The sequence below is a fragment of the Ancylobacter pratisalsi genome, assembly GCF_010669125.1.
GTDB lineage: Bacteria > Pseudomonadota > Alphaproteobacteria > Rhizobiales > Xanthobacteraceae > Ancylobacter > Ancylobacter pratisalsi.
Window position 1 is genome coordinate 1,063,000 of sequence record NZ_CP048630.1, and the last position, 24,960, is coordinate 1,087,959.

Sequence of the window (24,960 nt, forward strand, 5' to 3'; positions counted from 1 at the left end):
AGGGCCGCGCTCCTCTCAGGCTGGCAGGGCTGATCCTTCGGCCACTGCCGGCCTTTTCGTTGCGCTGGAACGGGTTTCGGCCATACGCACATCATGTGAGAGGATGTCGCGGATGCTGAGCACGCCGACGAGTTGATGGTCCTCAAGTACCGGCAAGTGCCGGACATGATGTTCATCCATCAGCGCCCGCACCTGGTCGACGCTGTCGTCCATCTGGCAGGAAATCATGTTGCGCGACATGAGGTCGGCGACGCTGACCTTCAGGGCGGCGACCCCACGGTCGGCAATGGCGCGCACCACGTCGCGTTCGGAGAAGATGCCGACGACCGTATCGCCTTCCGAGCCGCAGGCGTCCTTTACCACCACGGCGCCAATACGCTCGCGGTTTAGCAAAGTGGCTGCCATTTCAATGGTTTCCGACATGCGGATGGTCGGCACGCGGGCCTTTTTTAATTTCATAAGATCGGCGACAAGCATGGCGTTTCCCTCTGGTTCTGGAGCCGTGGCCGTCACGTCGTCTTAGTCTTTTGTCGAAGTCTGGTATGCAATACACCGGTCGTCAATGAAAAGAGTCGCGGCAGCGCAGCATGCGCGGTGCCAGCCTTGCGCGGTGCCCGTCTTGCCGCCGTGCCGGGCGCAATGAAAAAGGCCGGGCGCAAGCCCGGCCTTTTTTGCTGGTGTGTGAGGAGCGTGAGGCGGACGGTGGGGCCGATCCGGTCGATGAGGCCGAAGCGACCGCCCTGCCCGCAGCTCAGATATTTTTGACGATATCCTCGACCATTTTCTTTGCGTCGGCGAAGAGCATCATGGTGTTGTCGCGGAAGAAGAGCTCGTTCTCGACGCCGGCATAGCCGGCGGCCATGCCGCGCTTGATGAACAGCACGGTCTTGGCCTTCTCCACGTCCAGGATCGGCATGCCGTAGATCGCCGAGGTCGGGTCGGTCTTCGCCGCCGGGTTGGTCACGTCGTTCGCCCCGATCACGAAGGCCACGTCCGCCTGCGCGAACTCCGAGTTGATGTCCTCAAGCTCGAACACCTCGTCATAGGGCACGTTCGCTTCCGCCAGCAGCACGTTCATGTGCCCGGGCATGCGCCCCGCCACCGGATGGATGGCGTACTTCACCTCGACGCCTTCCTCCTTCAGACGGTCCGCCATCTCGCGAAGCGCGTGCTGGGCCTGCGCCACCGCCATGCCGTAGCCCGGCACGATGATCACCTTCGACGCGTTCTTCATGATGAACGCCGCGTCCTCCGCCGAGCCCTGCTTCACCGGGCGGCTCTCCGCCGCCCCCGCCGGACCCGCCGCCGCATCGCCGCCGAACCCGCCAAGGATCACCGACACAAACGAACGGTTCATCCCCTTGCACATGATGTAGCTCAGGATGGCGCCCGACGAGCCCACCAGCGCGCCGGTGATGATCAGCGCCGTGTTGCCAAGCGTGAACCCGATGCCCGCCGCCGCCCAGCCCGAATAGCTGTTCAGCATCGACACCACCACCGGCATGTCCGCCCCGCCGATCGGCACGATCAGCAGGCCGCCGAACACAAGGCTCGCCAGCACGATCAGCCAGAACACGGTGTGGCTCTCGGTCGCCACCAGCACGCCGATCAGCACCACGATCAGCACCGCAAGGCCGGCGTTGATCACATGGCGGCCGGGAAGCATGATCGGCTTGCCGCTCATGTTGCCGTTGAGCTTGGCGAAGGCGATCACCGAACCGGTGAAGGTGATGGCGCCGATCGCCACGCCGAGGCTCATCTCGATCAGCGCCTGGCCGTGGATCATGCCCGGCTCGCCGATGCCGAACGCTTCCGGCGCATACAGCGCCGCCGCCGCCACCATCACCGCCGCAAGGCCCACCAGCGAATGGAACGCCGCCACCAGCTGGGGCATCGCCGTCATCGCGATCTTCCTCGCGATCACCGCGCCCGCCCCGCCGCCGATGGCAAGGCCGCCGATCACCAGCACCCAGCCTCCGAAGCCCGCCGGCGGGCTCGCCGCCAGCGTGGTCAGAATGGCGATGGTCATGCCGACCATGCCGTACATGTTCCCCTGGCGCGAGGTCACCGGGCTGGAAAGCCCGCGCAGCGCCATGATGAACAGAACCCCCGAGACGAGGTAGAGAACCGCTACCAGATTGGCGTTCATCCCCGTCCCCTCACTTCTTCTTCGCGTACATGGCGAGCATCCGGCTGGTCACAAGGAACCCGCCGAAGATGTTCACCGAAGCCAGCACAAGCCCGATGAAGCCGAAGCCCCGCGCCCAGCCCGTGCCCTCGGCCACCGTGTCCACGCCCACCGCCAGCAGCGCCCCCACCACGATCACCGACGAGATCGCGTTGGTCACGCTCATCAGCGGCGTGTGCAGCGCCGGCGTCACCGACCACACCACGTAGTAGCCCACGCACACCGCCAGCACGAAGATCGCCAGGCGGAACACGAACGGGTCGATCGCCCCTCCGCTCAGACCGTGCGCCACCGCGCCCGCCATCTCCGCGTAGTTCTGCGCCGCCGCGTCCGCGTAGGCCTGCGCCGCCTCCGCCGCCTGGCGCGCGACTTCCGCGGCCGTGCGGGCGCCTTCAACCGCGTTCTGCGCGGTCAGGTCCCCCACCGCGTTCTGGGCGAGTATCACGCCCCCTGCCGGATTGGCCATTTCTCTTCCCCTGAAGGTTCCAAGGTCCGGTGGCGCGCTCTCCCCGCGCCCACCGCCCTCATTCAATCGTCCCGAGGCGCATCCGTGCCGCCCGCCTGGCTCCCCGGCCCGAAGGCCGCCCGGGAAACCCGCGGGCCGGCAACCGGGCGCCGCTACGCCGCGCTCGCCGCCCCGGCCTCGGGTGCCGGAGCCCCGCCAAAGCCGGGATGCACCACCGCGCCGTCCTTGGTCAGCAGCGTCGCCTTCACCAGCTCATCGTCCCACTTCACCGCGAGCGTCTTGCTTTCCTTGTTCACCAGCGTCTCGACGAAGGCGTACAGGTTCTTGGCGTAAAGCTGCGACGCCGTCGCCGCCAGACGGCCCGGCACGTTCAGGTGCCCGACGATCTTCACCCCGTTCGCCGTGGTCGCCACCTCGCCCGGCACCGCGCCGACGACATTGCCCCCCCGCTCGACCGCCAGGTCGATGACCACCGAACCCGGCTTCATCGACGCCACCATCTCCTCCGACACCAGCTTCGGCGCCGGACGGCCGGGGATCAGCGCCGTGGTGATCACCACGTCCTGCTTGGCGATGTGCGCCGCCACCAGCGCCGCCTGCTTGGCCTGGTAGTCCGCCGACATCTGCTTGGCGTAGCCGCCCGCCGTCTCGGCCTGCTTGAACTCCTCGTCCTCGACCGCGATGAACTTGGCGCCGAGGCTCTCCACCTGCTCTTTCGCCGCCGGGCGCACGTCGGTCGCCGACACCACCGCGCCGAGCCGGCGCGCCGTCGCGATCGCCTGAAGGCCGGCAACGCCCGCCCCCATCACGAAAACACGCGCCGCGGGAACCGTGCCCGCCGCCGTCATCATCATCGGAAACGCCCGGCCGAACTCGCTGCTGGCGTCAATCACCGCCCGGTAGCCCGCAAGGTTCGCCTGCGACGACAGAACGTCCATCACCTGCGCACGGGTAATGCGCGGCATCAGCTCCATCGCGAACGCCGACACGCCGGCCTTCGCCAGCTCCTCAAGCGCGGCCTCGTGCCCGTAGGGGTCCATGATCGAGATCACCAGCGCGCCGGGCTTGGCCCCCGACACCTCCGACGCCTCGGGACGGCGAACACCGAGAACGATATCCGCCCCCGAAACCGCCGCCGCGTTGTCCCCCACAACCGACGCCCCGGCCCCTTCATAGTCCCCGTCGCCAACCCCGGACAAATCACCCGCGCCAGACGAAACAAAAACCTCAAACCCAAGTCCAACATAACGCTTAACCGTGTCCGGGGACGCGGCAACCCGTGGCTCCGAACCAGAGCTCTCCTTGACGATAGCAATACGCATGATGGATCTCAGGACGTGAGGATAAGAACAAGCGTGAGGACGGCGAGCAGACCGAACAGAACTTTCGGCTTGCCATCCTTCGAAACCAGACCGATCGCCGTTACCGCGATCGAGCCCAGCGTACCGAGCGTGAACAGGCCCCAGTGACCGTTCGCCCCGCCAATGGCGAGCGACACCATGAAGCAGGCAACGGCGACCGTGCTGACCAGCGCCATCTTGGTGAAGAGGTGATAGGTGCCGGTGTGCTCGGCGTAGTCGTTACCGTCAGCCGTGGCGTATTCCGGCGCTCCGTGATCAGCCATCTCGACCCCCTCCAAAGGAATAACTTTCGCAAGCCTTCGCTTTAACCGAAGACGCCCCTTCCGGCAACGTCACCTCTGGCCGTGCTCAGGCCAGACCCGCTCCCGCAAGCGCGGCGCCTTGACGCGCCGCCACTTCCTCCACCGAGAAGTCGGCAATGGCCGCCTCGAACAGGGTGTGGAAATTGAGCTCGGCCTTGAGGTGCAGGAACACCCCGCCAAGGCCGATGGCCGCCCGGTCCATGAAGACGAATTCGCGCGGGACGCGGATCGGGCCCTTTTCCTTCAGCGCGCGGTGCACGGTGAAAGCCTCGCGCCGCCCGTATTCGCCCGGCGCCACGCCATCGGCAATGGTGCGCACGCGGTCGTCGAGCAGCGGGCCGTAGATGAAGCGGGCCCAGATATTGAGCACGTCGATCAGATCCCGCGTCAGGCCGCGGAAGCCCCACGTCTCATAGGCATGGACGACGCGGGCGTCATCCCCGCTCTGGAGGCCGCGATAAAGGTCCACCACGCCGCCGACGAAGCTGGGCGGGAAGATGCGGATGCAGCCATAGTCGAGAAGGTTGATGCCGCCGGGCACGCCCTTCTCCTCGAACACGGTGTAGTTGCCCAGATGCGGGTCGCCATGGATCACGCCGAACCGGCTGAAGGGCACCCACCACGCCGCGAACATGGCGCGCGCGAGACGGTTGCGGGTCTCCAGTGGCGCGTCGACGAAATCCAGCATGCGCCGTCCCTCAAGCCAGTCCAGCGTGAGCAGGCGGCCGGTGGACAGCCCGGGATGGGAGCGGGGCACACGCACGGCGGGCTCGTCGGCGAGAATGTGCGCGTAAAGGGCCGCGTTGGCGGCCTCGCGGCGGTAATCGAGCTCCTCGCGGACCCGCGCGCCGATCTCCTGCGCGATCTCGCTGGTGTCGATGGCCGGGTCCATGCGCCGGTGAATGGCGAAGATGAAATCGAGCTGGCGCAGATCCGCCTCCACCGCGGACTGCATGTCGGGGTACTGCAGCTTGCAGGCGAGTTCGGTGCCATCGAGCGCAAGGGCGCGGTGCACCTGGCCGAGCGAGGCGGCGGCGGCCGGCTCCTTGTCGAAGCGGGCGAAGCGCTCCATCCAGTCCGCGCCAAGCTCGGCCATCATCCGGCGCTTGACGAAGGCCCAGCCCATCGGCGGGGCCTGGCTCTGCAGCGTGGCGAGTTCGGTGGCGTATTCGGGGGGCAACGCGTCGGGGATGGTCGCCATGAGCTGGGCGACCTTCATGATCGGGCCCTTGAGCCCACCCAGCGCCGCCGCCAGCGCCTCGGCATTGCCCCCGCGCTGACCTTCGAGGCCGAACAGGCGCGTTCCCGCGATTCGCGCCGCCACGCCCCCCACCCGTGTGCCAACCCGGGCATAACGCGCGGCGCGGGCGGAAAGGCGGTTGGCTTCACGATCAGGGGTATCGGTCACGGGGTGCCTCGCGGGTTCGCCCTACAGGTAGGCCGCGGATCGGCCGGCGCAACCGGGCGGACGATCACGTCGCAGGCGAACGGACGAGGAAGCGCTGCACCAGCAGAAGACCGAGCACGGCGAGCGGGGTGAGGAAATCGGTGTAGAGAATGGGGCCGGCATTGCCCGCGGCCATATTGCCGGTCTCCCCGATCTGCACCAGATGGCCGACGCCGGCGCCGCCGAGGAAGCCGGCCATCATCACCCCCACCGCGGCGCGGAAGCCGGGCGACGGCAGAAAGGCACCGATGATGCCGGCGAGCCCGATGCCGAGATTGGCCATGCCGACCTCGAACTGGAACGGGCTCGGCGCCCAGCCGATCGAGGCGGCCGCCTGCTCGGCAAAAAACACATGCCCGGTGAAGCCCCACAGACCCATGAGACCGACCGGAAACACCAGTATGTAGCGCAGCAGCTGGTCCACCACCCGGCCGGCCGTGATCGGGCGCGGCCCGCGCGCCAGCATGTAGAAGGCGATGAGCAGCGCAGCCGCCCATGCCAGCAACGGAAACCAGAAAACCATCGCCCCCTCCCTTTTGTATACGCGGCAGTGTAGGGCGGTTTCGCGCGCAAGAACGGCGGGCGGCAAAAGAATTCGCAGGGCGCGGAGCCGGCGCGCGCGCTACTCGCCTTGCGCGATGCGCTCCAGCACCGCGGCGACCGCGTCGCGCTGCCCGGTCAGCGCCTTGTAGTCCAGCTGCTCCGGGTCGAGCGCGAGGATCTGCTCACGCAGCGCGGCGGCGAGCGCCTGCCCTTCCGGGTAACGCCTGAAGGCGCTGAACGGATCGACATGGATGCGCACGGTGAACAGCATGCTGCCGCTTTCCGGCATGCGGCGCAGCGTCTGGCGCTCCACCCGCACGAAGGCCTGGGGCGAGGGATTGGCGGGATCGCTGAACCACTCGCGCGGGCGCTCTTTGGATTCGGGGTGGTGAAGCGCGTCGTCGGGATAGATCGACCAGTTCAGCCGCCACACCGGCTGATCGACCTTCAGGTTCTCGAAAATGCGGTTCATCACCCGGGAGAGCTTCGACTGATAGCCCGGCACGGCCTGGTGCAGACCGTCCAGCGACTGGCCGAACTTCTCGGCAAGCGACCAGGCGGAGGGAAAGCACAGCACGGCGGCGACCAGCCGGTAGCCGGCCTCGCCCGGCGCCAGGATCAGCAGATCATCGGCGATGATGTGGCCGGCGACCGCCAGCGGCGCCTCGCCCTCATCATCGAGATCGAAGCGGCGCCCCGTCGGCACCACGGTGAGGGTGCGGCCGTCCAGCTTGTAGAGGTCGGGATAGCGGGTGGTGACGTGATCGACCACGAGGTCAAGCGCCTCGCGCTGCGCGGCCCGGCTGGAGGGCTCCTCGCGGAACACGACGTCGCGCTTGTCGCGGATCAGCGCCTCGCGCTCCGCGAGATGGCGGGCGAGGCCGGGATCGGGCTCGATCCACTCCGCCAGATCGAGCGGGGCAAGACCGATGGCGAACGGCTTTCGCGAGCCGTCGAAGGGGGCGTGCACGAAGGGGGCGGCTTCGGCGTCGTCCGCCGCCGGGGAATGAGCGGACGGGGATGACGCGACCGGGGTCGACACGATGTTCATGAGCACCAGGCCACTTTTGGGGACCGAGCGTCGTCACCCGGCGCCGATCAGCTTAGTACCTGTGCAGCCCGACCGGGAGCCCAACTTTTCGCCAGTGATCGCGCCCGCAACGCGCGCCGGGGGCGTGCCCCCACCCCTGCGCCCGCCAGTCCCCGGCCATGGCCGGGGATCGCCTTTTGCGGGTCGACGCGCAGGGGGAGGACAGGTCTGGAGCGGAGCCTGCGAAAGCTCAGTCCTCCATCGCCTCCAGTTCCTCGATCATGCGCTCGATGAGGTTGAGGCCGGTCTGCCAGAAGGCCGGGTCGCGGGCGTCGAGACCGAAGGGCTTCAGCAGCTCGGAATGATGCCGGGTGCCGCCCGCCGCCAGCATGGCGAGGTAGCGCTCGGCAAAGCCGTCCGCCGCGTTCTCGTAGACAGCATAGAGCGAGTTCACCAGGCAGTCGCCGAAGGCGTAGGCATAGACATAGAAGGGCGAATGAATGAAGTGGCCGATATAGACCCAGTAGGTCTCGTAGCCGGCGCCGAGATGAATGCCCTCGCCCAGGCTTTCGGCCTGCACTTCCATCCAGATCTTGCAGATGCGGTCCGCGGTCAGCTCGCCGCTCTTGCGCTCGGTGTGGATGCGCCGCTCGAAGGTGTAGAACGCGATCTGGCGCACCACGGTGTTGATCATGTCCTCGACCTTCGAGGCCAGCATCGCCTTGCGCGCCTGCGGGTCCGGCGCGGCGGCGAGCAGGCGCTGGAAGGTCAGCATCTCACCGAACACCGACGCGGTCTCGGCCAGCGTCAGCGGAGTCGGCGCCATCAGCGCCCCGTTGGGCGCCGCGAGCACCTGATGCACGCCGTGACCGAGCTCATGGGCGAGCGTCATCACATCGCGCGGCTTGCCCATATAGTTGAGCAGCACATAGGGGTGCGCGGACGGCACCGTGGGGTGCGCGAAGGCGCCGGTGGCCTTGCCGGGGCGCACGCCGGCGTCGATCCAGCTCTTGTCGAAGAAGTTGCGGGCGATATCCGCCATGCGCGGGGAGAAGCTCGAATAGGCGCCCAGCACGGTGTCGCGCGCCTCGTCCCAGGCGATCGGCCGGCTTTCGACCTTCGGCAGCGGCGCGTTGCGGTCCCAGTATTCGAGCTTGTCCTTGCCGAACCACTTCGCCTTCAGCTTGTAGTAGCGATGGGCAAGGCGCGGATAGGCGGCGTGGACCGAGGAGACCAGCGCGTCCACCACGTCGCGTTCCACGCGATTGGCGAGATGGCGTGAATCGGCGATGTCCTCGAAGCCGCGCCAGCGGTCGGAAATCTCCTTGTCCTTGGCCAGCGTGTTGGTGACCAGGGTGAACAGGCGCAGATTTTCGCCGAACACCTTCGCCAGCGCCTCTGCGCCGTCGCGGCGCTTGGCTTCATCGGTTTCGGCCAGATAGTTCAGGGTCTGCTCCAGCGGCAGGCTCTTGCCATCGACACTGAAGCGCAGGCCGGCGATGGTCTCGTCGAACAGCCGGTTCCACGAGCCGCGGCTGGTGACGCCCTTCTCATGGAAGAGCTGCTCGATCCGGTCTTCCAGCTGGTAGGGCTTTTCCGCCCGCACATCCTCGATCCATGGGCGATACCGGCCGAAGGCGGGAACGCCGAGCGCGGCTTCCATCTGCGCGTCGTCGAGCCGGTTCAGCTCCAGCGTGAAGAACAGCAGATGGGTCGAGGCGTCGGTGAGCTTTTCCTGAACGTCGCCATAGAACTTAGTGCGCACCGGGTCGGTGGTGTCGCCGGAATAGACCAGGCCCGCATAGGAATACAGGCGCCCCAGCAGATCCTCGATCTTCTCGTAGCGCGCGATGATGAGGGCCATCTGCCCGCCCGCGTCCTCGCCCGCCAGCACCTTCGCGAGGGTACCCTTGTAGGCTTCCTCGAACGCCGCGCATTCCACGCTGGCGCTTTCGAGGTCAGCCTTCAGTTCGGGCGCATCCATGCCGGAATAGAGATCGGACAGATCCCACTGAGGCAGGGCGCCAAGACCCGTGGCGGCGGCAACGTCGATTGAGCGGACGGCGGGGGCGGGAAAACGGAAGGGCATGATCACTCCGGCGGAAGAAACGTCTGGGCGGAAGGCAATGTCTGATCGCACTGATATCCCGCGCGAGGGCGCGGTATCAATCCGCCATACGTGACTGTGTTCCACACTCGGCCCAAACGCGCCCGGCAATTTGTCCGTCCGCACGGGGCCGGGTGGCGGCGGCGAGGCCGCGCCTGCCGGTAGGTTCACAGGGCCGGGATGTTCGCACCATCAAAAGGAAACGGGGAGAGACCGGGTTCGGCGCCGCTGTTGCCAGCGGAGCCGAACCCGATCCCTCCCCGTGTCTATGCGGGCGTTACGGTCAGTCGAACGCACGCTCCATGCGCTTCACCGGCGAACTGGAGCCCTTGTAGAGCGGAGCGAAGATGGGCTCGAACAGGCTGTTGTGGCGGTTGTCGTAAACCTGCTTGCGGCGCACGCGCTCGCGTTCCAGCACATCGCGCTGCTCGTAGCTGCCAATCTTCGGCAGCGACTTGGTCGAGGTGGACGTGGCATGCGCCGGCACAGCAACCGGCAGCGCGAAGGTCGCAGCGAGGGCCGCGATAGCAATCGTCTTCGAGATCATATCTGCCTCCTGTAAAGTCCTGTTGCCCTAACAACGCCGCCCGTCAGATTTTGTTTCACCTCGTCGCTTGGGGTGCGTTTTTTTATTTGACATCGCCCGGCATCACTTTCCGGCACCAAGTACCATCCCGGATCTGCAAACGCCGACACCCGCGCACCGCCGCCTGATTTCGGATGGCTAGCGCTGGTTTCAGCAGGCCCGCAGGCGGCGGCGCCCGGCGGGGAAGCGGGGCGCTTTCCGCAAAGACATACGGAGAGGTTACTGAAGTGAGACGGTGATGTTTCGCCTTGCTTCTCGTCCGTGAAGTAATATTCCGGTATCGTGCCCTGACGACGACAGGCGGACGGCGCCTTCGCCAGAGAATGCTTACGTAATGTACAGTGCAATCATGTGATTTTTGCGTTTTCCTGCGTGTTGACGTGAATCAATTGCTGCTGTGGTCTCGTAACGTAAGGAAGAGAATGGAAATGCGGGCGCGCCCGAATGTGAGTGCTGAATGTCGAGGGCCACTAGAGATGCGTTGATCGTCGTCGTAGCTACAATTGTGGCCTACATCATTGCGTTCTATGCGGACCTGTACGAAAAACTTCATGTCTTTCTCGTCTTGCACGAGCACTGGGAGGCGGACGAAATTCTGGTGACGGTGATCCTGCTGGGGGTCGCCAGTTGTGGTTACGCGTTGCTGCGACTTCGCGATCTGCGCGAAGAAGTGAGTTTCCGAGCCGCGGCCGAGGCGCGTGCCGAGCATGTCGCCTTTCATGACCTGATCACCGGGCTGCCCAACCGTAACTTCGTGCAGACGCAGCTGGAGCGCGTTGTCGCGGACAACGGCGCCTTCACCACGGTCGCTCTCATCGACATCAACAATTTCAAGCGGATCAACGACCTTGTCGGCAATCACGGCGGGGACGTGTTCCTGGCGACATTCGCCCGGCAACTGGGCGCCGCCGCGCCCGGCGCCTTCCTCGCCCGCATGGGCGGCGACGAATTCCTCGTGATTGCCACCCCGCCCGAGGCGGAAGCGGAAGCGCTGGCACAGCTCCTGGCGGCAACCTGCTGCCAGCCGCAGATGATCGACGGCTATCTTATCCAGACCAACACCGCCATTGGCTTCGTCACGCTGCGGTCCGCCGGGACGCTGGCCAAGGCCCTGCACCAGGCGGAGCTCGCAATGCAGGAAGCCAAGCGGGAGGCCCGGCGGACCGGCCTGTTCGCGCCACGCGGCTATGAACCCCGCCTTGAGGAGGAGCTGGCGAGGCGCCTGCTTATCGAAACCGAGCTGCGCGAGGCGATCGCCGACGACCGGCTGGTCCCCTATTTCCAGCCTCTGGTGCGGCTCGGCGACGGCACGACCCACGGCTTCGAGGCGCTCGCCCGCTGGCCGCGCCCGGATGGCAGCTTCGTGCCGCCGGACATCTTCATCGGCATCGCCGAGAATGCCGGCCTCGTCACCAAACTCTCGGACAATCTGCTTCGCAGCGCCTGCCGGGTCGCGCGCGCCTGGCCCGCCAACCTGATCCTCTACTTCAATATCTCGCCCCGGCAGCTGACCGACCGCCTGCTGGTCAGCCGGATCCTGCGGATCCTGGAGGAGGTCGATTTCCCGCCCAACCGGCTGTCGGTGGAGATCACCGAGTCGGCGATCATCGACGACATCGCCGGCGCGCTGCGCATCCTTGACCAGCTCCGCGCGGCGGACGTGCGCGTCGCGCTCGACGATTTCGGAACCGGCTATTCCAGCTTCGCCCAGCTCGCCCGGTTCCCCTTCAACACGATCAAGATCGACCGCCATTTCACCGCGAGCATCCTGGAGAACGAGAAGCAGACCAAGATCGTGCGCTCGTTGCTCCGGCTCAGCAGCGCGCTCGAGGTTTCGATGCTGGCCGAGGGAATAGAGACCGTCGAGCAATGCGCGCGGCTTCGCGCGATGGGCTGCTATCTGGGCCAGGGCTACCTGCTCGGCCGCCCGATGCCGGCCGAGGCCGTTCCCGGCTTCCTAGAGCAGGCCAGCGCGCGGTGGCGACAGCTGTTCCACGCCGACTGAAAGCTCCACCCGCCGCACCGTAGGCGCGCCGCCTCTGGCCGATTTCAAACGCTGTGGAAGAGAAGAACCCGGATCCGGGAATGCCCCCTCGCCTGTTGCAGGGCAGAGAGCGAGGCAGGAATGGTGGGCGCGACAGGGATTGAACCTGTGACCCCCTCGATGTCAACGAGGTGCTCTCCCGCTGAGCTACGCGCCCATTCCTTGCCGACCGATGTGCGGGGTATCGGGCGGGGCTCCCCTATAACGAGAAGCATGGCGGCGCGCAAGACGCCGTTTTCGTCGTTCCGTGGGATATCCCCACCGCGCCCCCGGCTGCCGGCCTCAGGCCGCCAGCATCTTGCCGACCTCGTTGACGAGATCGCGCAGGTGGAAGGGCTTCGACAGGACCTTGGCGTCCTTCGGGGCCTGATTGTCAGCGTTCAGCGCCACGGCCGCGAAGCCGGTGATGAACATCACCTTGATATCCGGATCAAGCTCGGTCGCCTTGCGGGCCAGCTCGATGCCGTCCATTTCCGGCATGACGATATCGGTCAGCAGCAGCTCGAACGGTTCCTCGCGCAGCCTGTCATAGGCCGAGCGGCCATTGTCGAACGAGACGACTTCATAGCCCGCCTTCTGCAGCGCGCTCACAAGGAATCGCCGCATGTCGTTGTCGTCTTCGGCGAGCAGGATCTTCAGCATCCCTTGCACCTTCGTCTGTTTCGGCCACATGCGGCGCCGGAACGCTCCGTCACCGCGCAACACCCTTGGGTACTCCCTCTGCTCTTAGCACATCGTGAATCGCGGCGGGATGGTGGCCCGCTCTCGCACGTAAGTGTTCACTTCCAACGCCGTGCCGGGTGCTGGGCCGTTCCGTGGCGGCGGCGCGCATGCTAGACAAACGGGAAGCGACGGAGAAAAAGAGCGGGCTGCGGGATCTGTTCCCGCGCGGGATCGGAAGCGGATACGGGCTGGTCTGGTAAAATGATGGCCGTGATAGCGGATACGATCGATCCTGCGTTCGACCTGATCGAACCGTCGAGGCTCGCTGCCCCCTTCCTGTTCAATTCGCCCCATAGCGGCGTGGTCTATCCCCGCGCCTTCGTCGAACAAGCGCGACTTCCGCTGCACACGCTGCGGCGTTCCGAGGACACGCTGGTTGACGCGCTGTTCCGCGATGTGACCGCGCACGGCATGGCGTTCATGCGCGCGCTTTTTCCGCGCTGCTATCTCGACCTCAACCGCGAGCCCTACGAACTCGACCCGCGCATGTTCGAGGGCCGGCTGCCCGCCTTCGCCAACACGCGCTCGATGCGGGTCTCGGGCGGGCTCGGCACCATCGCGCGCATTGTCGGCGAGGCGCAGGAGATCTATGCGCGGCGGATCCCCGTCGATGAGGCGATCCTGCGGATCGAGACGCTTTACAAGCCCTATCACCGCGCGCTGCGCCAACGCATGGTGCAGATGCAGCGCAGCTTCGGCGTCGCGGTGCTTGTGGACTGCCATTCCATGCCCTCCGGCTGCCCGCGCGACGAGCGTTCGCGCGTCGACATCGTGATCGGCGACCGTTACGGCACGAGCTGCGCCCCGGCGCTGTCCGACATCATGGAAACCGAGCTGCGCCGGCGCGGCTATTCGGTGGTGCGCAACAAGCCCTATGCCGGCGGATTCATCACCGAGCACTACGGCAATCCCGCCTCCGGCATGCATGCGGTGCAGATCGAAATCAACCGCGCGCTCTATATGGACGAGCCCACCTATCAGGCCTCGGAACGCTTCGAAGGGCTGCGCCAGGATCTGCTGGAAGTGGCAAAAACGCTCTCGCAGATCGCCCATATCGAGCTGACACCGGCACGCACGGCTGCGGAATAGCCTTGTTCTACAAGGATTTGCCCTCGTGACAGCAAAAATGTGATCGAGTGATGCAAAAGGCCGCATAACAGCCTTGCATTTTGAACATGAGAGCTATACGAATTCTGCACGCCCGGATCGAGCGGACACTTTCCCCACCTCTCTGGAGGTCCAACCGCAAAGACGCGGAACGGGAAAATGACCCCTGAAATTCGGGTAGCCCTTCGCGGGCGCCGGAGACCATAAGACGAGAACCGGGGAAAGGCGGACCAAACCGCCAGCGGAAATCTCGGGGTCCGGTGCAAAAGAAAGAGGCCGCTCACGCAAAGCGAGAGCGGCCCAAGTCTAGGGAGGAAACGCCCAAGGAGGGCTGTACGGAGCGACGCCAATCGCTGCGTACGAGTTGGAAGATGTAGGTGCATTGCGGAATAATCAAGGCAGGCACCTCCATTTTCTGGCATACCAAATACGGCTAGCATTCCAGTGTGACTTTAATGTCGCCCCAACCAGGGCGAAACCGTTAGCTGCGCCCTTCTTGAGGTATCCTGACACCGTATAGCCATCGCTCCGTTGTAGGCGCGGTGTCAGCCCCGTTATTGCGCGGCGCCGCGATGCGGCGGCGGGCGACCCAAACGGGCCTCCCCTACCCCGGACAAGGCGCGAAACCAGACGTGCCGGGCGGCCGCCAGGCGCGCGACGCGGCGCGGACGTCCGCTCCAGCCCTCGCCGAAGGTGAGTCCATGAGGGCATGGGGCACGCCTGCACATGCCCTCCCCCTGCCATTCCCACAGCAAATGCCGTGTCAGACCTATTGGCGCGCATGAACCGACAGGTGAGGAGCTGATGCGCGCGGTGCCCCACGGCTGGCCGCTCTTGCCCCTGCAAGCCACCCATTAGCACCCCATTGCGCGGTTCTGACGGCCGCACCTCAAACGCCTCCAGAGCGTCCTCGGCCAGATATGCGCCATCATGAGGGAGCGCCGATCTCGCGCGCGGGCCATGTGTGCAGCTGCTGCAGGTCCGGCCACAAGGCGCGTCAATGCGGGGAGGCAGGCCGTGGGAACGGGGCAGCGGGGTTCCGGGTCGCCCTCGATCGGGTTTCGCCCCCCAAAAGAAAGAGGCCGCTCACGCAAAGGCGGGAGCGGCCCAAGTCTAGGGAGGAAACGCCCAAGGAGGGCAGCGAAAGCCTGACGCCAATCAAGCTTCCGCAATGCGACATTTATAGATGTGCACCGCACAAAGCGCAAGATGGGAAGCGGAATCCAGATGGCGCTCAGGCGCACATGTCCACATTCGCGCCGTGCCTACGTATTGCCCTTACGCGCGGCGGGGCGCGCGCGTCGACACCGTCTCCATCGACACGCGCCACCCCTCGGCAGGCGCAGCCGTCACCGCGCGCCATCAGGGATAAGAGCTGATTTGTCAGAGGGTTGTAGAAAAGAAAGAGGCCGCTCACGTTGCCGGAGCGGCCCAAGTCTAGGGAGGAAACGCCCAAGGAGGGCAGCGGCAGGCGACGCCAATCGCCGTACCGCACAGCCAGAATATGGCAGCTTCGCTTCCCGAAAGCAATGGAGGGAAGTGCACAATCCTTAACCTTGCCGGAATAGCAGCCATGCGCCTTGCGCGGGGCGGAATCGGGCGAAAGACCCCTCAGCTATGAGGCACGCACATCATTTGTCCCCACCCTGGCCGCCCGCCCGGCAACTTACCCTGAACGGCGCCGGACCGGTCGGCGCCACCGGAGACCCGTGGTGACGCGAAACCGGCGGGCCGGCGTTGCCGAGCCCATCGGCGACCGATATGCCTTCTGTTTCCCTGCGGCTACCCGGCGCTTTGCCGGGCCGCAGCCCTGCATCGACCGGAGCGTGACGATGAGTGCGGTGGATTTCGAGAGCTTCGTGCACGAGCTCGCCAATGTCTCGGGCCAGGCCATCCTGCCCTTCTTCCGCACCGCGCTCGGCGTGGAAGACAAGAGCCGGGGCCAGGCCTTCGATCCCGTCACCGCCGCCGACCGCGCCGCCGAGCAGGCGATGCGTACGCTGATCCGCCGCAACTTTCCCTCCCATGGCGTGCGCGGCGAGGAATTTCCCGACGACACCCCGGACGCGGACTTCGTGTGGATCCTCGACCCGATCGACGGCACCAAGTCCTTCATCGCGGGGCTGCCGGCCTGGGGCACGCTGATCGGCCTGTGCCGCGAGGGGCAGCCTTGCTACGGCATGATGCACCAGCCCTTCATCCGCGAGCGCTTCTATGGTGACGGTGCGACCGCGCGCTATCGCGGCCCGGCCGGCGAGCGGCGGCTTTCGGTGCGCGCGTGCGAATCGCTGGAAACCGCGCTGATGCTCACCACCAGCCCGTTGCTGATGAACGAGGATGATCGCGCGCGCTATGTCGAGGTGGAGAAGCGCGTGCGCCTGCCACGCTATGGCGGCGACTGCTACGCCTATTGCATGGTCGCCGCCGGCCATGTCGACCTCGTCGTCGAGACCAACCTCAAGCCCTACGACATTCTGCCGCTGGTTCCGATCATCGAAGGTGCCGGCGGCATCGTGACCGCCTGGGACGGCGATAGCGACCTGTCATCGGGCCGGGTCGTGGTGGCCGGCGACCGGCGCGTGCACGAGGCCGCGCTGAAGGTTCTCGCGGGCTGAACCGGGCTGGCGCCCTGCCCCCGCGCATCCATCAGGCGGGGAATCAGGCGCTCAGTTCGCGCTGCCGGGGATGAAGGCGTCGAAGGCCGCGAACAGCGGCTCGCGGTAGATGTCGCGCTCCTGCAGCAGCTCGTGGCGTGCGCCGGGAATCACCACATGCGCCCCGGCGATCAGCCGGGTGCCCAGATGCTCGATGGCCGGCGTCGAGACGATGCTGTCCGCCCCGGCCGCCGCCATCAGCAGCGGCTGGCGGATCTGCCGCGCGGTTGCCGGATCGGTCAGCCTGTCCATCAGGTCGAAGGCGGCCCGAACCCAGCCGATGGTCGGCGGGCCGACATCGAGCTGGGGCTGCTCCATGGTGATGGTCAGGTTCCGGGCAAAGCGGGCCTTGTCGGAGGTAAGCCGGTTGCCGTCGAAATGGACCTCGTCGAGCCGCACCTTGCGCCCGCGCGGCACGTAGAGGTTCGACAGCCCCACCCCCGCGCACAGCCGCGCCATGCGGCGCGCGGCGACGTCGTGCTTGAGCAGCGAGAGATCCAGCATCGGCGCGACCAGCACCATGCGGTCGAACCAGCGCCGGCCATGCCGGGCGGCGTCCAGCAGGATGGCGGCGCCCATGGAATGGGCGAGCGCGAAATAGGGCGGCGGGCAGTCCGGCAGCACGATCTCGCGCATGAAGGCCTGAATGTCGACCTGATACTCGTCGAAATCGCGGACATGGCCCTTCATCGGGTTCTTGAGCAGGCGCTGCGAGCCGCCCTGCCCGCGCCAGTCCAGCACCGCCACGGCGAAGCGCCGACGGATCAGGTCGCGCACGGTCTCGAAATACTTCTCGATCTTCTCGGTGCGGCCGGGAAACACGCACACCGTGCCCCGTGTCGCCCCTTCCGGACGCCAGCGCGCAAAGCGCAGCTGCACGCCGTCCTGCGTCGTCACACTGCCGCACACCGCACCCTCGGGCACGGGATTATCCTTGGTGGCATAGAGCAACATGGCGAGCGGCGCGGCTTCTTGATGAGGGCGAGTGGTGGGTGCGGCTTATACCGCAGTGCGGGCCGGCCACAAGACAGGCGACGGACAGCGGCGCTGCACGGTCGCGTCAATAGCGCTGGTCGCCATAGCCGATGACCTTCATGCCGCTGATGGCGCCCGAGTTGCTGTCCACCACCACCTGCACGCGCTCGCCGCGGGGGCCGTTGGCTTCAAGGATGATGGTCGGTCCGCGCCGCCGCACCACGGACACGTTGGTAAATCCGCGCCCCCGGAGCATGCGCGCGGCTCCTTCTCCGTCGACCTGACCGGCCGCGGCGCCGCGCGCGGGCGGGGCGTCATAGGGAGCGAAGGGTCCCGGCGAAGCGCCCATGGCCTGGCCGAACGCCGTCCCGCCACTCGCCGCGGCGAACAGCCAGACCAAAGCCAGAGACGCTATTCTGCGCGTCGACACCTCCACGACCTCCCTCCCCATTCCGGGGTCCCTCTGCGTCTACCTTCACGGCACTGAACATGGCCCGAGCGGGCTGTTCATCCTGCGTTCATTCCCGTTTCGACGGGCGATTCTTCCCTCTTGCGTCCCGCCACGCGCTTCCTATCTCCAATTCGTACCGGCCATTTGGCGGTACGCAAACCGGGTTCGGCTCAGTCGAGAGGACCTGCCCCTGCATGTCGCTTTAAAGTGAGGATATGCCATGCGTACGTTTGATTTTACCCCCCTTCACCGTTCAACGGTCGGGTTCGATCGTCTTTTCTCGATGCTCGATCAGGTCGGCAACGTCGATTCCGGCACCACCTACCCGCCCTATAACATTGAGCGGACAGGTGAAAACGCTTATCGCATCACGGTAGCCGTGGCCGGTTTCACGGATCAGGATCTCGATATCGAGGTACGGGAGAATACGCTCTCGATCCGTGGCGATCGCAAGATCGACGGCTCCGGCAAGCCCGGCGAGGTGCTCTATCAGGGAATCGCCGCGCGCGCCTTCGAGCGCCGCTTCCAGCTCGCCGACCATGTCGAGGTTCGCGGCGCGACGCTGCAGAACGGCCTGCTGCATGTGGATCTCGTCCGCGAGATTCCCGAGGCGATGAAGCCGCGCAGCATTCCGATCTCGGTCAATGGCGCCGCTTCGCGCGCCATCGAGGCGAAGACGAACGAGACCAAGGCCGCGGCCTGACCGCGCGCCGTCAGGCGCGCCAGACGCCAGACGCTCAGTACGGGCGCCCCGGGAAACCGGGGCGCTTTTTTGTTGAGTAAGACGCGTTCGGGCGAGCTACTTCGAGCTTTCCGACGTGGCTTCCGCGTCGCGGGCCACGACCGACGCCGTTCCCGCCGCCTGTGTCGCGCCCGCGGCGCTGGTGCCCATGCCCGAACTTGTCTTCGGCGGAGCCACGGGGGCGGCCGTCGGGGCCGGGGCCGGCCCGGTGCCGGGCGGCACGGCGACGCCGGGAATCACCCGCACCGCCGACTGCGCGGGAGCAGCCGGCTGCGAAGGAGCTACCGCCGGAGGATTCGCACTGGCTGCATCCTCGGGGGTGGGAGGCTTCTCGGCGGGCGCCTCCTCAGTGGGCGGCTTCTCGGTGGGCGCCGTGGCTGTGCCCTCTTCCTCCTCCGGCGCGACCGTGCCGGGCCGGATCGGCGGGGGCGCCTCCAGCGAGGCCGGATTACCGGGCAAAGGCGCGGCAGCCGGAGCCATGGCGGGAGCGCCGGGTAGAACCACACCCGGCAGATTTGCTTCGTTCGCCGGTGTCAGCCCCGCCAGTTCGGGCGGGCGTTCGGGCGGCACGGGCGCGACGCGCGGCAGCGGGGTGGGCCTCGCCGCCTTCGGCGTCGCGGCCACCGCCGGCCGGCCGATCGGCTGGACCGAAATGATTCCCGCGGTGAAGGCGTCGATCGTCAGCCGCACCCGCGAACCGCCCGGATCGGTGGCATCCACCACATAGACATTCCCCTGCGCCCGCACGCGCCCGATGCCGCGCATGCCCATGGACCGCAGCATCGGCTCGACATCGGCCGGCGGCATGCCGGACCGTTCGGGATAGACGGGCGGCGGGCCATAGACCGGGGGCGGGCCATAGTAATAACGTGGCGGCGGCGCGTAGACCGGGGGCGCGTAGATCGGCCCCGCCCACGCCCGCGCATAGGGACGGACATAGACCTGCGCACCCGCCGGCGTCGCGCTGGAGAGCGCGCCAAGCGTGCCTGCCAGCAGCGGAACGAAAAGGATCGGCGCGACAACGCGCGAGACGGGCCGCTTCGGCATGAAAGCCTCCGGATTTCTAAAAGCCGCGTCATTTGAACGCGCGAATGCGGCGCGCTCACGACCATAGGTCAACAGCCCGCCCTTGCCACCGGACCCGCGATGGGCCACATGCACGACTGAGGGCGAACGGCAACGCCATTGCGCCGGGGCCATCCTGCCCTTACCGTTCGTTTCGTGCCGGAGGCCGGCTTCGCAACAAGAATGAAGATTCAGCACGCGCGCCTCGCGCGCGACGCTTGTGTGCGGACGCCAATTCTGGCATCTTCGCGATTGATAGGGCAGTCTTGCTGTCCTATAATCCAGATAGGCTGATGCTGTGCAGGGAGCATGGCACGGTCGATGCTAGCAAAGTTCGACAACGGCGTGCATGCTTCGCGGGTGATAGCCGCGCGAAGGCGGGCGAGGGTCCGACACGCCGGGAGGCGACCCTAAGGGAGTACGGGGATGATTGAGGAAATGGACGGCGCTGCCGTGCGCATGAACGGCGAGGCTTCGGTTCGTCCGGCCGCGACGGATCGCGCGGCCACCAAAACCATTTCCAACGTCGATCCGGGCCTGCCGGCGGCCACGGGCCTGTATGACCCGCGCAATGAGAAGGACTCCTGCGGTGTCGGCTTCGTGGCCGACATCAAGGGCCGCAAGTCGCATTCCATCGTGCAGGACGGGTTGCAGATTCTGCTGAATCTGGAGCATCGCGGCGCCGTCGGTGCCGATCCGCGCGCCGGCGACGGCGCGGGCATGCTGGTGCAGATCCCGCACAAGTTCTTCGTCAAGGAAGCGGCCAAGCTCGGATTCGAGCTGCCGGAGCCCGGCCATTACGCCGTCGGCCATCTGTTCATGCCGCCCGATGCCGCGGGGCAGGACATCATCCGCGCCACCATGGAACGGGTGGTGAGCGAAGAGGGCCAGGTGGTGCTGGGCTGGCGCGAGGTGCCGACCGACAACACCTCGCTCGGCCACTCCGTGCTGCCGACCGAGCCGAAGCATGTCCAGGTTTTCGTCGGCCGCGGCGAAGCGGTGACCAGCGAGGACGATTTCGAGCGCCGGCTGTTCATCCTGCGCAAGGTGGTGTCCAACGCCATCTATTCGGAGAAGGACCCGCTGACCAAGGGCTACTATGTGGTCTCGCTGTCCTGCCGGACCATCGTCTACAAGGGCATGTTCAACGCCGACCAGCTCGGCGCCTATTATTCGGACCTGCACGATCCCACCTTCGAGAGCGCCGTCGCGCTGGTGCACCAGCGCTTCTCGACCAATACCTTCCCGACCTGGTCGCTGGCCCACCCCTACCGGATGGTGGCCCATAACGGCGAGATCAACACGCTGCGCGGCAATGTGAACTGGATGGCGGCCCGCCAGGCTTCCGTCGACAGCGAGCTGTTCGGCAACGACATCTCCAAGCTGTGGCCGATTTCCTATGAGGGGCAGTCGGACACCGCCTGCTTCGACAACGCGCTCGAATTCCTGGTGCAGGGCGGCTACGAGCTGCCGCATGCGGCGATGATGCTGGTGCCCGAAGCCTGGGCCGGCAACCCGCTGATGGATGACGAGCGCCGCGCCTTCTACGAGTACCACGCCGCCATGATGGAGCCGTGGGACGGGCCGGCCGCGATCGTGGCCACCGACGGGCGCCAGATCGTCGCCACGCTGGACCGCAACGGCCTGCGGCCCGCACGCTACCTGGTGACCAAGGACGACAAGATCGTGCTCGCCTCCGAAATGGGCGTGCTGACCTTCCCCGAGGACCAGATCGTCACCAAGTGGCGGCTCCAGCCGGGCCGTATGCTTCTTGTCGACCTGGAGGAAGGCCGCCTCGTTCCCGACGAGGAGGTGAAGACCACCCTCGCCCAGGCCCATCCCTACAAGGAATGGCTGAAGCGCACCCAGCTGGTGCTGGAAGACCTGCGCCCCGTCGAGGCGCGCGAGGTGCGCACCGACGTGTCGCTGCTCGATCGCCAGCAGGCCTTCGGCTACACGCAGGAAGACCTCAAGCTGCTGATGGCGCCGATGGCGACCACCGGGCAGGAGGCGGTCGGCTCCATGGGTTCCGACACGCCGATCTCGCCGCTGTCGAAGAAGTCGAAGCCGCTCTTCACCTATTTCAAGCAGAACTTCGCGCAGGTCACCAACCCGCCGATCGACCCGATCCGCGAAGAGCTGGTGATGAGCCTCGTCTCCTTCATCGGTCCGCGCCCGAACATCTTCGACCTTGAGGGCAATTCGCGCCGCAAGCGGCTCGAAGTGCGCCAGCCGATCCTGACCAATGCGGATCTGGAGAAGATCCGCTCCATCGGCTTCATGGAGGAGCGGTTCGACACCCGCACGCTGGACATCACCTACCTGTCCGACAAGGGCGCCGGGGGGATGGAAGACGCGGTCGAGCGGCTGTGCGAGCGCGCGGAGGCGGCCGTTCACGGCGGCTACAACATCATCATCCTGTCCGACCGCCTTCTCGGCCCGGACCGCATCGCGATTCCCTCGCTGCTGGCGACCGCGTCCGTGCACCATCACCTGATCCGCAAGGGGCTGCGGACCTCGGTCGGGCTGGTGGTGGAAACCGGCGAGGCGCGCGAGGTGCATCACTTCGCCTGCCTGGCGGGCTTCGGCGCCGAGGCGATCAACCCCTATCTCGCCTTCGAGACCATGATCGACATGCGCGTCGACATCCCCGAGGAGGTCGACGAGTACGAGATCGTCAAGCGCTACATCAAGTCGATCGACAAGGGCCTGCTGAAGGTCATGTCCAAGATGGGCATCTCGACCTACCAGTCCTATTGCGGCGCGCAGATCTTCGACGCGGTCGGTCTGTCGAGCGAGCTGGTGAACAAGTACTTCTCGGGCACGGCGTCCTCGATCGGCGGCGTCGGCTTCGCCGAGATCGCCGAGGAAACGGCGATGCGCCACCGCGTGGCCTTCAGCGATGCCCCGATCTACCGCACCTCGCTCGATGTCGGCGGCGATTACGCCTACCGCCTGCGCGGCGAGGAGCATGCCTGGGATCCGGAAACGGTCGCCGTGCTGCAGCACGCGGTGCGCGGCAATGCGCAGGACAAGTACCGGCACTTCGCCAGCCTGGTGAACGAGGCCGGCACCAAGACGCTCAACATCCGCTCGCTGTTCCGCATCCGGAACGCGGACGAGATCGGCAACACCCCGATCCCGATCGACGAGGTCGAGCCGGCGGTCGATATCGTGAAGCGTTTCGTGACCGGCGCCATGTCGTTCGGCTCCATCTCGCGCGAGGCGCACACCACCCTCGCCATCGCGATGAACCGTATCGGCGGCAAGTCGAACACCGGCGAGGGCGGCGAGGAAGCGACCCGCTTCAAGCCGCTGCCCAATGGCGACAGCATGCGCTCGGCGATCAAGCAGGTGGCGTCCGGGCGCTTCGGCGTGACGGCGGACTATCTCGTCAACGCCGACATGATCCAGATCAAGATGGCGCAGGGTGCCAAGCCCGGCGAAGGCGGCCAGCTGCCCGGCCACAAGGTCGACGCGGTGATCGCCAAGGTACGCCACTCGACGCCGGGCGTCGGCCTGATCTCGCCGCCGCCGCACCACGACATCTACTCGATCGAGGATCTGGCGCAGCTCATCTATGACCTGAAGAACGTCAACCCCGAAGCCGACATCTCGGTGAAGCTGGTGTCCGAAGTGGGCGTGGGCACGGTTGCGGCCGGCGTCGCCAAGGCGCGCGCCGACCACATCACCGTCTCCGGCTTCGAGGGCGGCACCGGCGCGTCTCCCCTGACCGCGATCAAGCACGCGGGCAGCCCCTGGGAGATCGGCCTCGCCGAGGCGCACCAGACCCTGACGATGAACGGCCTGCGCGGGCGCATCGCGCTTCAGGTGGACGGCGGCCTGCGCACCGGGCGCGACGTCGTCATCGGCGCCATGCTGGGCGCGGACGACTTCGCCTTCTCCACCGCGCCGCTGATCGCGGCCGGCTGCATCATGATGCGCAAGTGCCACCTCAACACCTGCCCGGTCGGCGTCGCCACCCAGGATCCGGTGCTGCGCAAGCGCTTCAAGGGCACGCCCGAGCACGTCATCAACTACTTCTTCTTCGTCGCCGAGGAAGTGCGCGAGTTCATGGCTTCGCTCGGCATCTCGTCGTTCAACGACATGATCGGCCGCTCCGACTGGCTCGACCAGCGCGAGGCGATCGAGCACTGGAAGGCGAAGGGGCTCGACTTCAGCCGCATCTTCGCCAAGCCGCAGGTCGGGCCGGACGTGTCGATCTACCATACCGAGCGGCAGAACCACCCGATCCAGCATGTGCTCGACCGCACGCTCATCGAGAAGGCGATGCCCGCGCTGGAGCATGGCGAGAAGGTTCGGATCGAGACCCAGATCAAGAGCATCAACCGCTCCACCGGCGCGATGCTCTCGGGCGAGGTCGCCAAGCGCTATGGCGACACCGGCCTGCCGGACGACACGATCGACATCCACCTTGAAGGCACCGCCGGCCAGGCCTTCGGCGCCTTCCTCGCCACCGGCGTCTCCATGACGCTGGTGGGCGAGGCCAACGACTATGTCGGCAAGGGCCTCTCGGGCGGGCGCATCGTGGTGCGTCCGGCGGACAATTCCGCCGTCGTGCCGGAGAACTCGATCATCGTCGGCAACACGGTGCTCTACGGCGCCACCTCCGGCGAGTGCTACTTCCATGGCGTCGCCGGCGAGCGCTTCGCGGTCCGTAATTCGGGCGCCATCGCGGTGGTCGAGGGCACGGGCGACCATGGCTGCGAGTACATGACCGGCGGCGTGATCGTCGTCATCGGCCAGACCGGGCGCAACTTCGCGGCCGGCATGTCCGGCGGCGTGGCCTATGTGCTGGACGAGGACCACAGCTTCAAGAACCGCTGCAACCTCTCCATGGTTGATCTGGAGCCGGTCGAGGAGGAAGAGGACCTGCTGGAGCGCCTCCACCACCATGGCGGCGACCTCGAGTTCAAGGGCCGCATCGACATCATGGCCGACATGGGCCATCACGATGAAGAGCGTCTCCACCAGCTCATCGCCAAGCACCTGCATTACACGGGCTCGAAGCGGGCCCAGATGATCCTCGACAACTGGGCCGAATACCGTGGCATGTTCGTCAAGGTGATGCCGGTCGAGTACCAGAGGGCGCTGCGCGAAATGGAGAAAATGCGCGGCCTGCAGGCGGCCGAGTAACGCCGCCGCCTC

General features: G+C 66.4%; 19 protein-coding genes and 1 tRNA gene. 5 read left to right on the plus strand and 15 right to left on the minus strand.

Translation table 11 applies throughout. From position 1 onward, the window contains the following. Nucleotides 1–15 precede the first annotated feature (15 nt). The 10 genes from G3A50_RS05250 to G3A50_RS05295 form a co-directional block, all read right to left on the minus strand. Nucleotides 16–477, minus strand: a complete 462-nt coding sequence (locus tag G3A50_RS05250; protein WP_163074274.1) for a CBS domain-containing protein — start codon at nucleotides 475–477, stop codon at nucleotides 16–18. A 274-nt stretch (nucleotides 478–751) separates the two neighbouring features. Beyond that, entirely contained in the window at nucleotides 752–2,149 is a 1,398-nt protein-coding gene (locus G3A50_RS05255; RefSeq protein WP_163074275.1) for an NAD(P)(+) transhydrogenase (Re/Si-specific) subunit beta, read from the minus strand. A gap of 10 nt (nucleotides 2,150–2,159) precedes the next feature. Further along, nucleotides 2,160–2,654: a proton-translocating transhydrogenase family protein gene (locus G3A50_RS05260; protein WP_163074276.1), complete on the minus strand. Its 495-nt coding sequence runs from the start codon at nucleotides 2,652–2,654 to the stop codon at nucleotides 2,160–2,162. Between the two features lie 152 nt (nucleotides 2,655–2,806). Continuing rightward, complete coding sequence (locus G3A50_RS05265; protein ID WP_163074277.1) at nucleotides 2,807–3,976, minus strand: Re/Si-specific NAD(P)(+) transhydrogenase subunit alpha; 1,170 nt, start codon at nucleotides 3,974–3,976, stop codon at nucleotides 2,807–2,809. A gap of 8 nt (nucleotides 3,977–3,984) precedes the next feature. After that, nucleotides 3,985–4,278 (minus strand): aa3-type cytochrome c oxidase subunit IV, encoded by a 294-nt coding sequence (locus G3A50_RS05270; protein ID WP_163074278.1) that lies wholly within the window; start codon nucleotides 4,276–4,278, stop codon nucleotides 3,985–3,987. An 85-nt stretch (nucleotides 4,279–4,363) separates the two neighbouring features. Next, entirely contained in the window at nucleotides 4,364–5,725 is a 1,362-nt protein-coding gene (locus G3A50_RS05275) for an ABC1 kinase family protein (RefSeq protein WP_163074279.1), read from the minus strand. A 64-nt stretch (nucleotides 5,726–5,789) separates the two neighbouring features. Continuing rightward, nucleotides 5,790–6,287, minus strand: a complete 498-nt coding sequence (locus G3A50_RS05280) for a DUF6790 family protein (RefSeq protein WP_163074280.1) — start codon at nucleotides 6,285–6,287, stop codon at nucleotides 5,790–5,792. Between the two features lie 99 nt (nucleotides 6,288–6,386). Then, on the minus strand, nucleotides 6,387–7,358 hold the full coding sequence (locus tag G3A50_RS05285) for a heme-dependent oxidative N-demethylase family protein (protein ID WP_163077318.1): 972 nt from the start codon (nucleotides 7,356–7,358) through the stop codon (nucleotides 6,387–6,389). 229 nt (nucleotides 7,359–7,587) lie between these two features. Next, entirely contained in the window at nucleotides 7,588–9,426 is a 1,839-nt protein-coding gene (locus tag G3A50_RS05290; RefSeq protein ID WP_163074281.1) for a M3 family oligoendopeptidase, read from the minus strand. Between the two features lie 301 nt (nucleotides 9,427–9,727). Next, the gene (locus G3A50_RS05295) at nucleotides 9,728–9,991 is read right to left on the minus strand and encodes a hypothetical protein (protein WP_163074282.1); all 264 of its coding nucleotides are present in this window, start codon (nucleotides 9,989–9,991) and stop codon (nucleotides 9,728–9,730) included. A 496-nt stretch (nucleotides 9,992–10,487) separates the two neighbouring features. On the opposite strand from G3A50_RS05295, the gene G3A50_RS05300 reads away from it, so the two are divergent. After that, nucleotides 10,488–12,035 carry a putative bifunctional diguanylate cyclase/phosphodiesterase gene (locus G3A50_RS05300; protein ID WP_163074283.1) on the plus strand — a complete coding sequence of 516 codons (1,548 nt, stop codon included), beginning with the start codon at nucleotides 10,488–10,490 and terminating at the stop codon, nucleotides 12,033–12,035. Between the two features lie 121 nt (nucleotides 12,036–12,156). Here G3A50_RS05300 and G3A50_RS05305 read toward each other — a convergent pair. Then, nucleotides 12,157–12,231 (minus strand) — tRNA-Val (locus G3A50_RS05305). Between the two features lie 125 nt (nucleotides 12,232–12,356). Then, nucleotides 12,357–12,716: a cell cycle two-component system response regulator CpdR gene (gene cpdR / locus G3A50_RS05310; protein WP_163074284.1), complete on the minus strand. Its 360-nt coding sequence runs from the start codon at nucleotides 12,714–12,716 to the stop codon at nucleotides 12,357–12,359. A 285-nt stretch (nucleotides 12,717–13,001) separates the two neighbouring features. On the opposite strand from cpdR, the gene G3A50_RS05315 reads away from it, so the two are divergent. Beyond that, nucleotides 13,002–13,886 (plus strand): N-formylglutamate amidohydrolase, encoded by an 885-nt coding sequence (locus G3A50_RS05315; RefSeq protein WP_425483446.1) that lies wholly within the window; start codon nucleotides 13,002–13,004, stop codon nucleotides 13,884–13,886. 1,850 nt (nucleotides 13,887–15,736) lie between these two features. Further along, a complete protein-coding gene (gene hisN, locus G3A50_RS05320; protein ID WP_163074286.1) occupies nucleotides 15,737–16,519 on the plus strand; it encodes a histidinol-phosphatase in 783 nt (260 codons plus the stop codon). Nucleotides 16,520–16,570: 51 nt separating this feature from the next. Here hisN and G3A50_RS05325 read toward each other — a convergent pair whose 3' ends face one another. Both G3A50_RS05325 and G3A50_RS05330 read right to left on the minus strand, forming a co-directional pair. Further along, nucleotides 16,571–17,512, minus strand: a complete 942-nt coding sequence (locus G3A50_RS05325) for an alpha/beta fold hydrolase (RefSeq protein WP_163074287.1) — start codon at nucleotides 17,510–17,512, stop codon at nucleotides 16,571–16,573. 106 nt (nucleotides 17,513–17,618) lie between these two features. After that, nucleotides 17,619–17,963, minus strand: a complete 345-nt coding sequence (locus G3A50_RS05330) for a hypothetical protein (RefSeq protein ID WP_246252144.1) — start codon at nucleotides 17,961–17,963, stop codon at nucleotides 17,619–17,621. Nucleotides 17,964–18,204: 241 nt separating this feature from the next. Between G3A50_RS05330 and G3A50_RS05335 the strand changes: the two genes are divergently transcribed. Then, nucleotides 18,205–18,687, plus strand: a complete 483-nt coding sequence (locus G3A50_RS05335; protein ID WP_163074289.1) for an Hsp20 family protein — start codon at nucleotides 18,205–18,207, stop codon at nucleotides 18,685–18,687. 96 nt (nucleotides 18,688–18,783) lie between these two features. On the opposite strand, the gene G3A50_RS05340 is transcribed toward G3A50_RS05335, so the two are convergent. Then, nucleotides 18,784–19,773, minus strand: coding sequence for a hypothetical protein (locus tag G3A50_RS05340; protein WP_163074290.1), 990 nt, complete (start codon nucleotides 19,771–19,773; stop codon nucleotides 18,784–18,786). 444 nt (nucleotides 19,774–20,217) lie between these two features. Here G3A50_RS05340 and gltB point away from each other — a divergent pair, with 444 nt between their 5' ends. Next, on the plus strand, nucleotides 20,218–24,948 hold the full coding sequence (gene gltB / locus G3A50_RS05345; RefSeq protein ID WP_246252146.1) for a glutamate synthase large subunit: 4,731 nt from the start codon (nucleotides 20,218–20,220) through the stop codon (nucleotides 24,946–24,948). The last annotated feature ends 12 nt before the right edge of the window (nucleotides 24,949–24,960 follow it).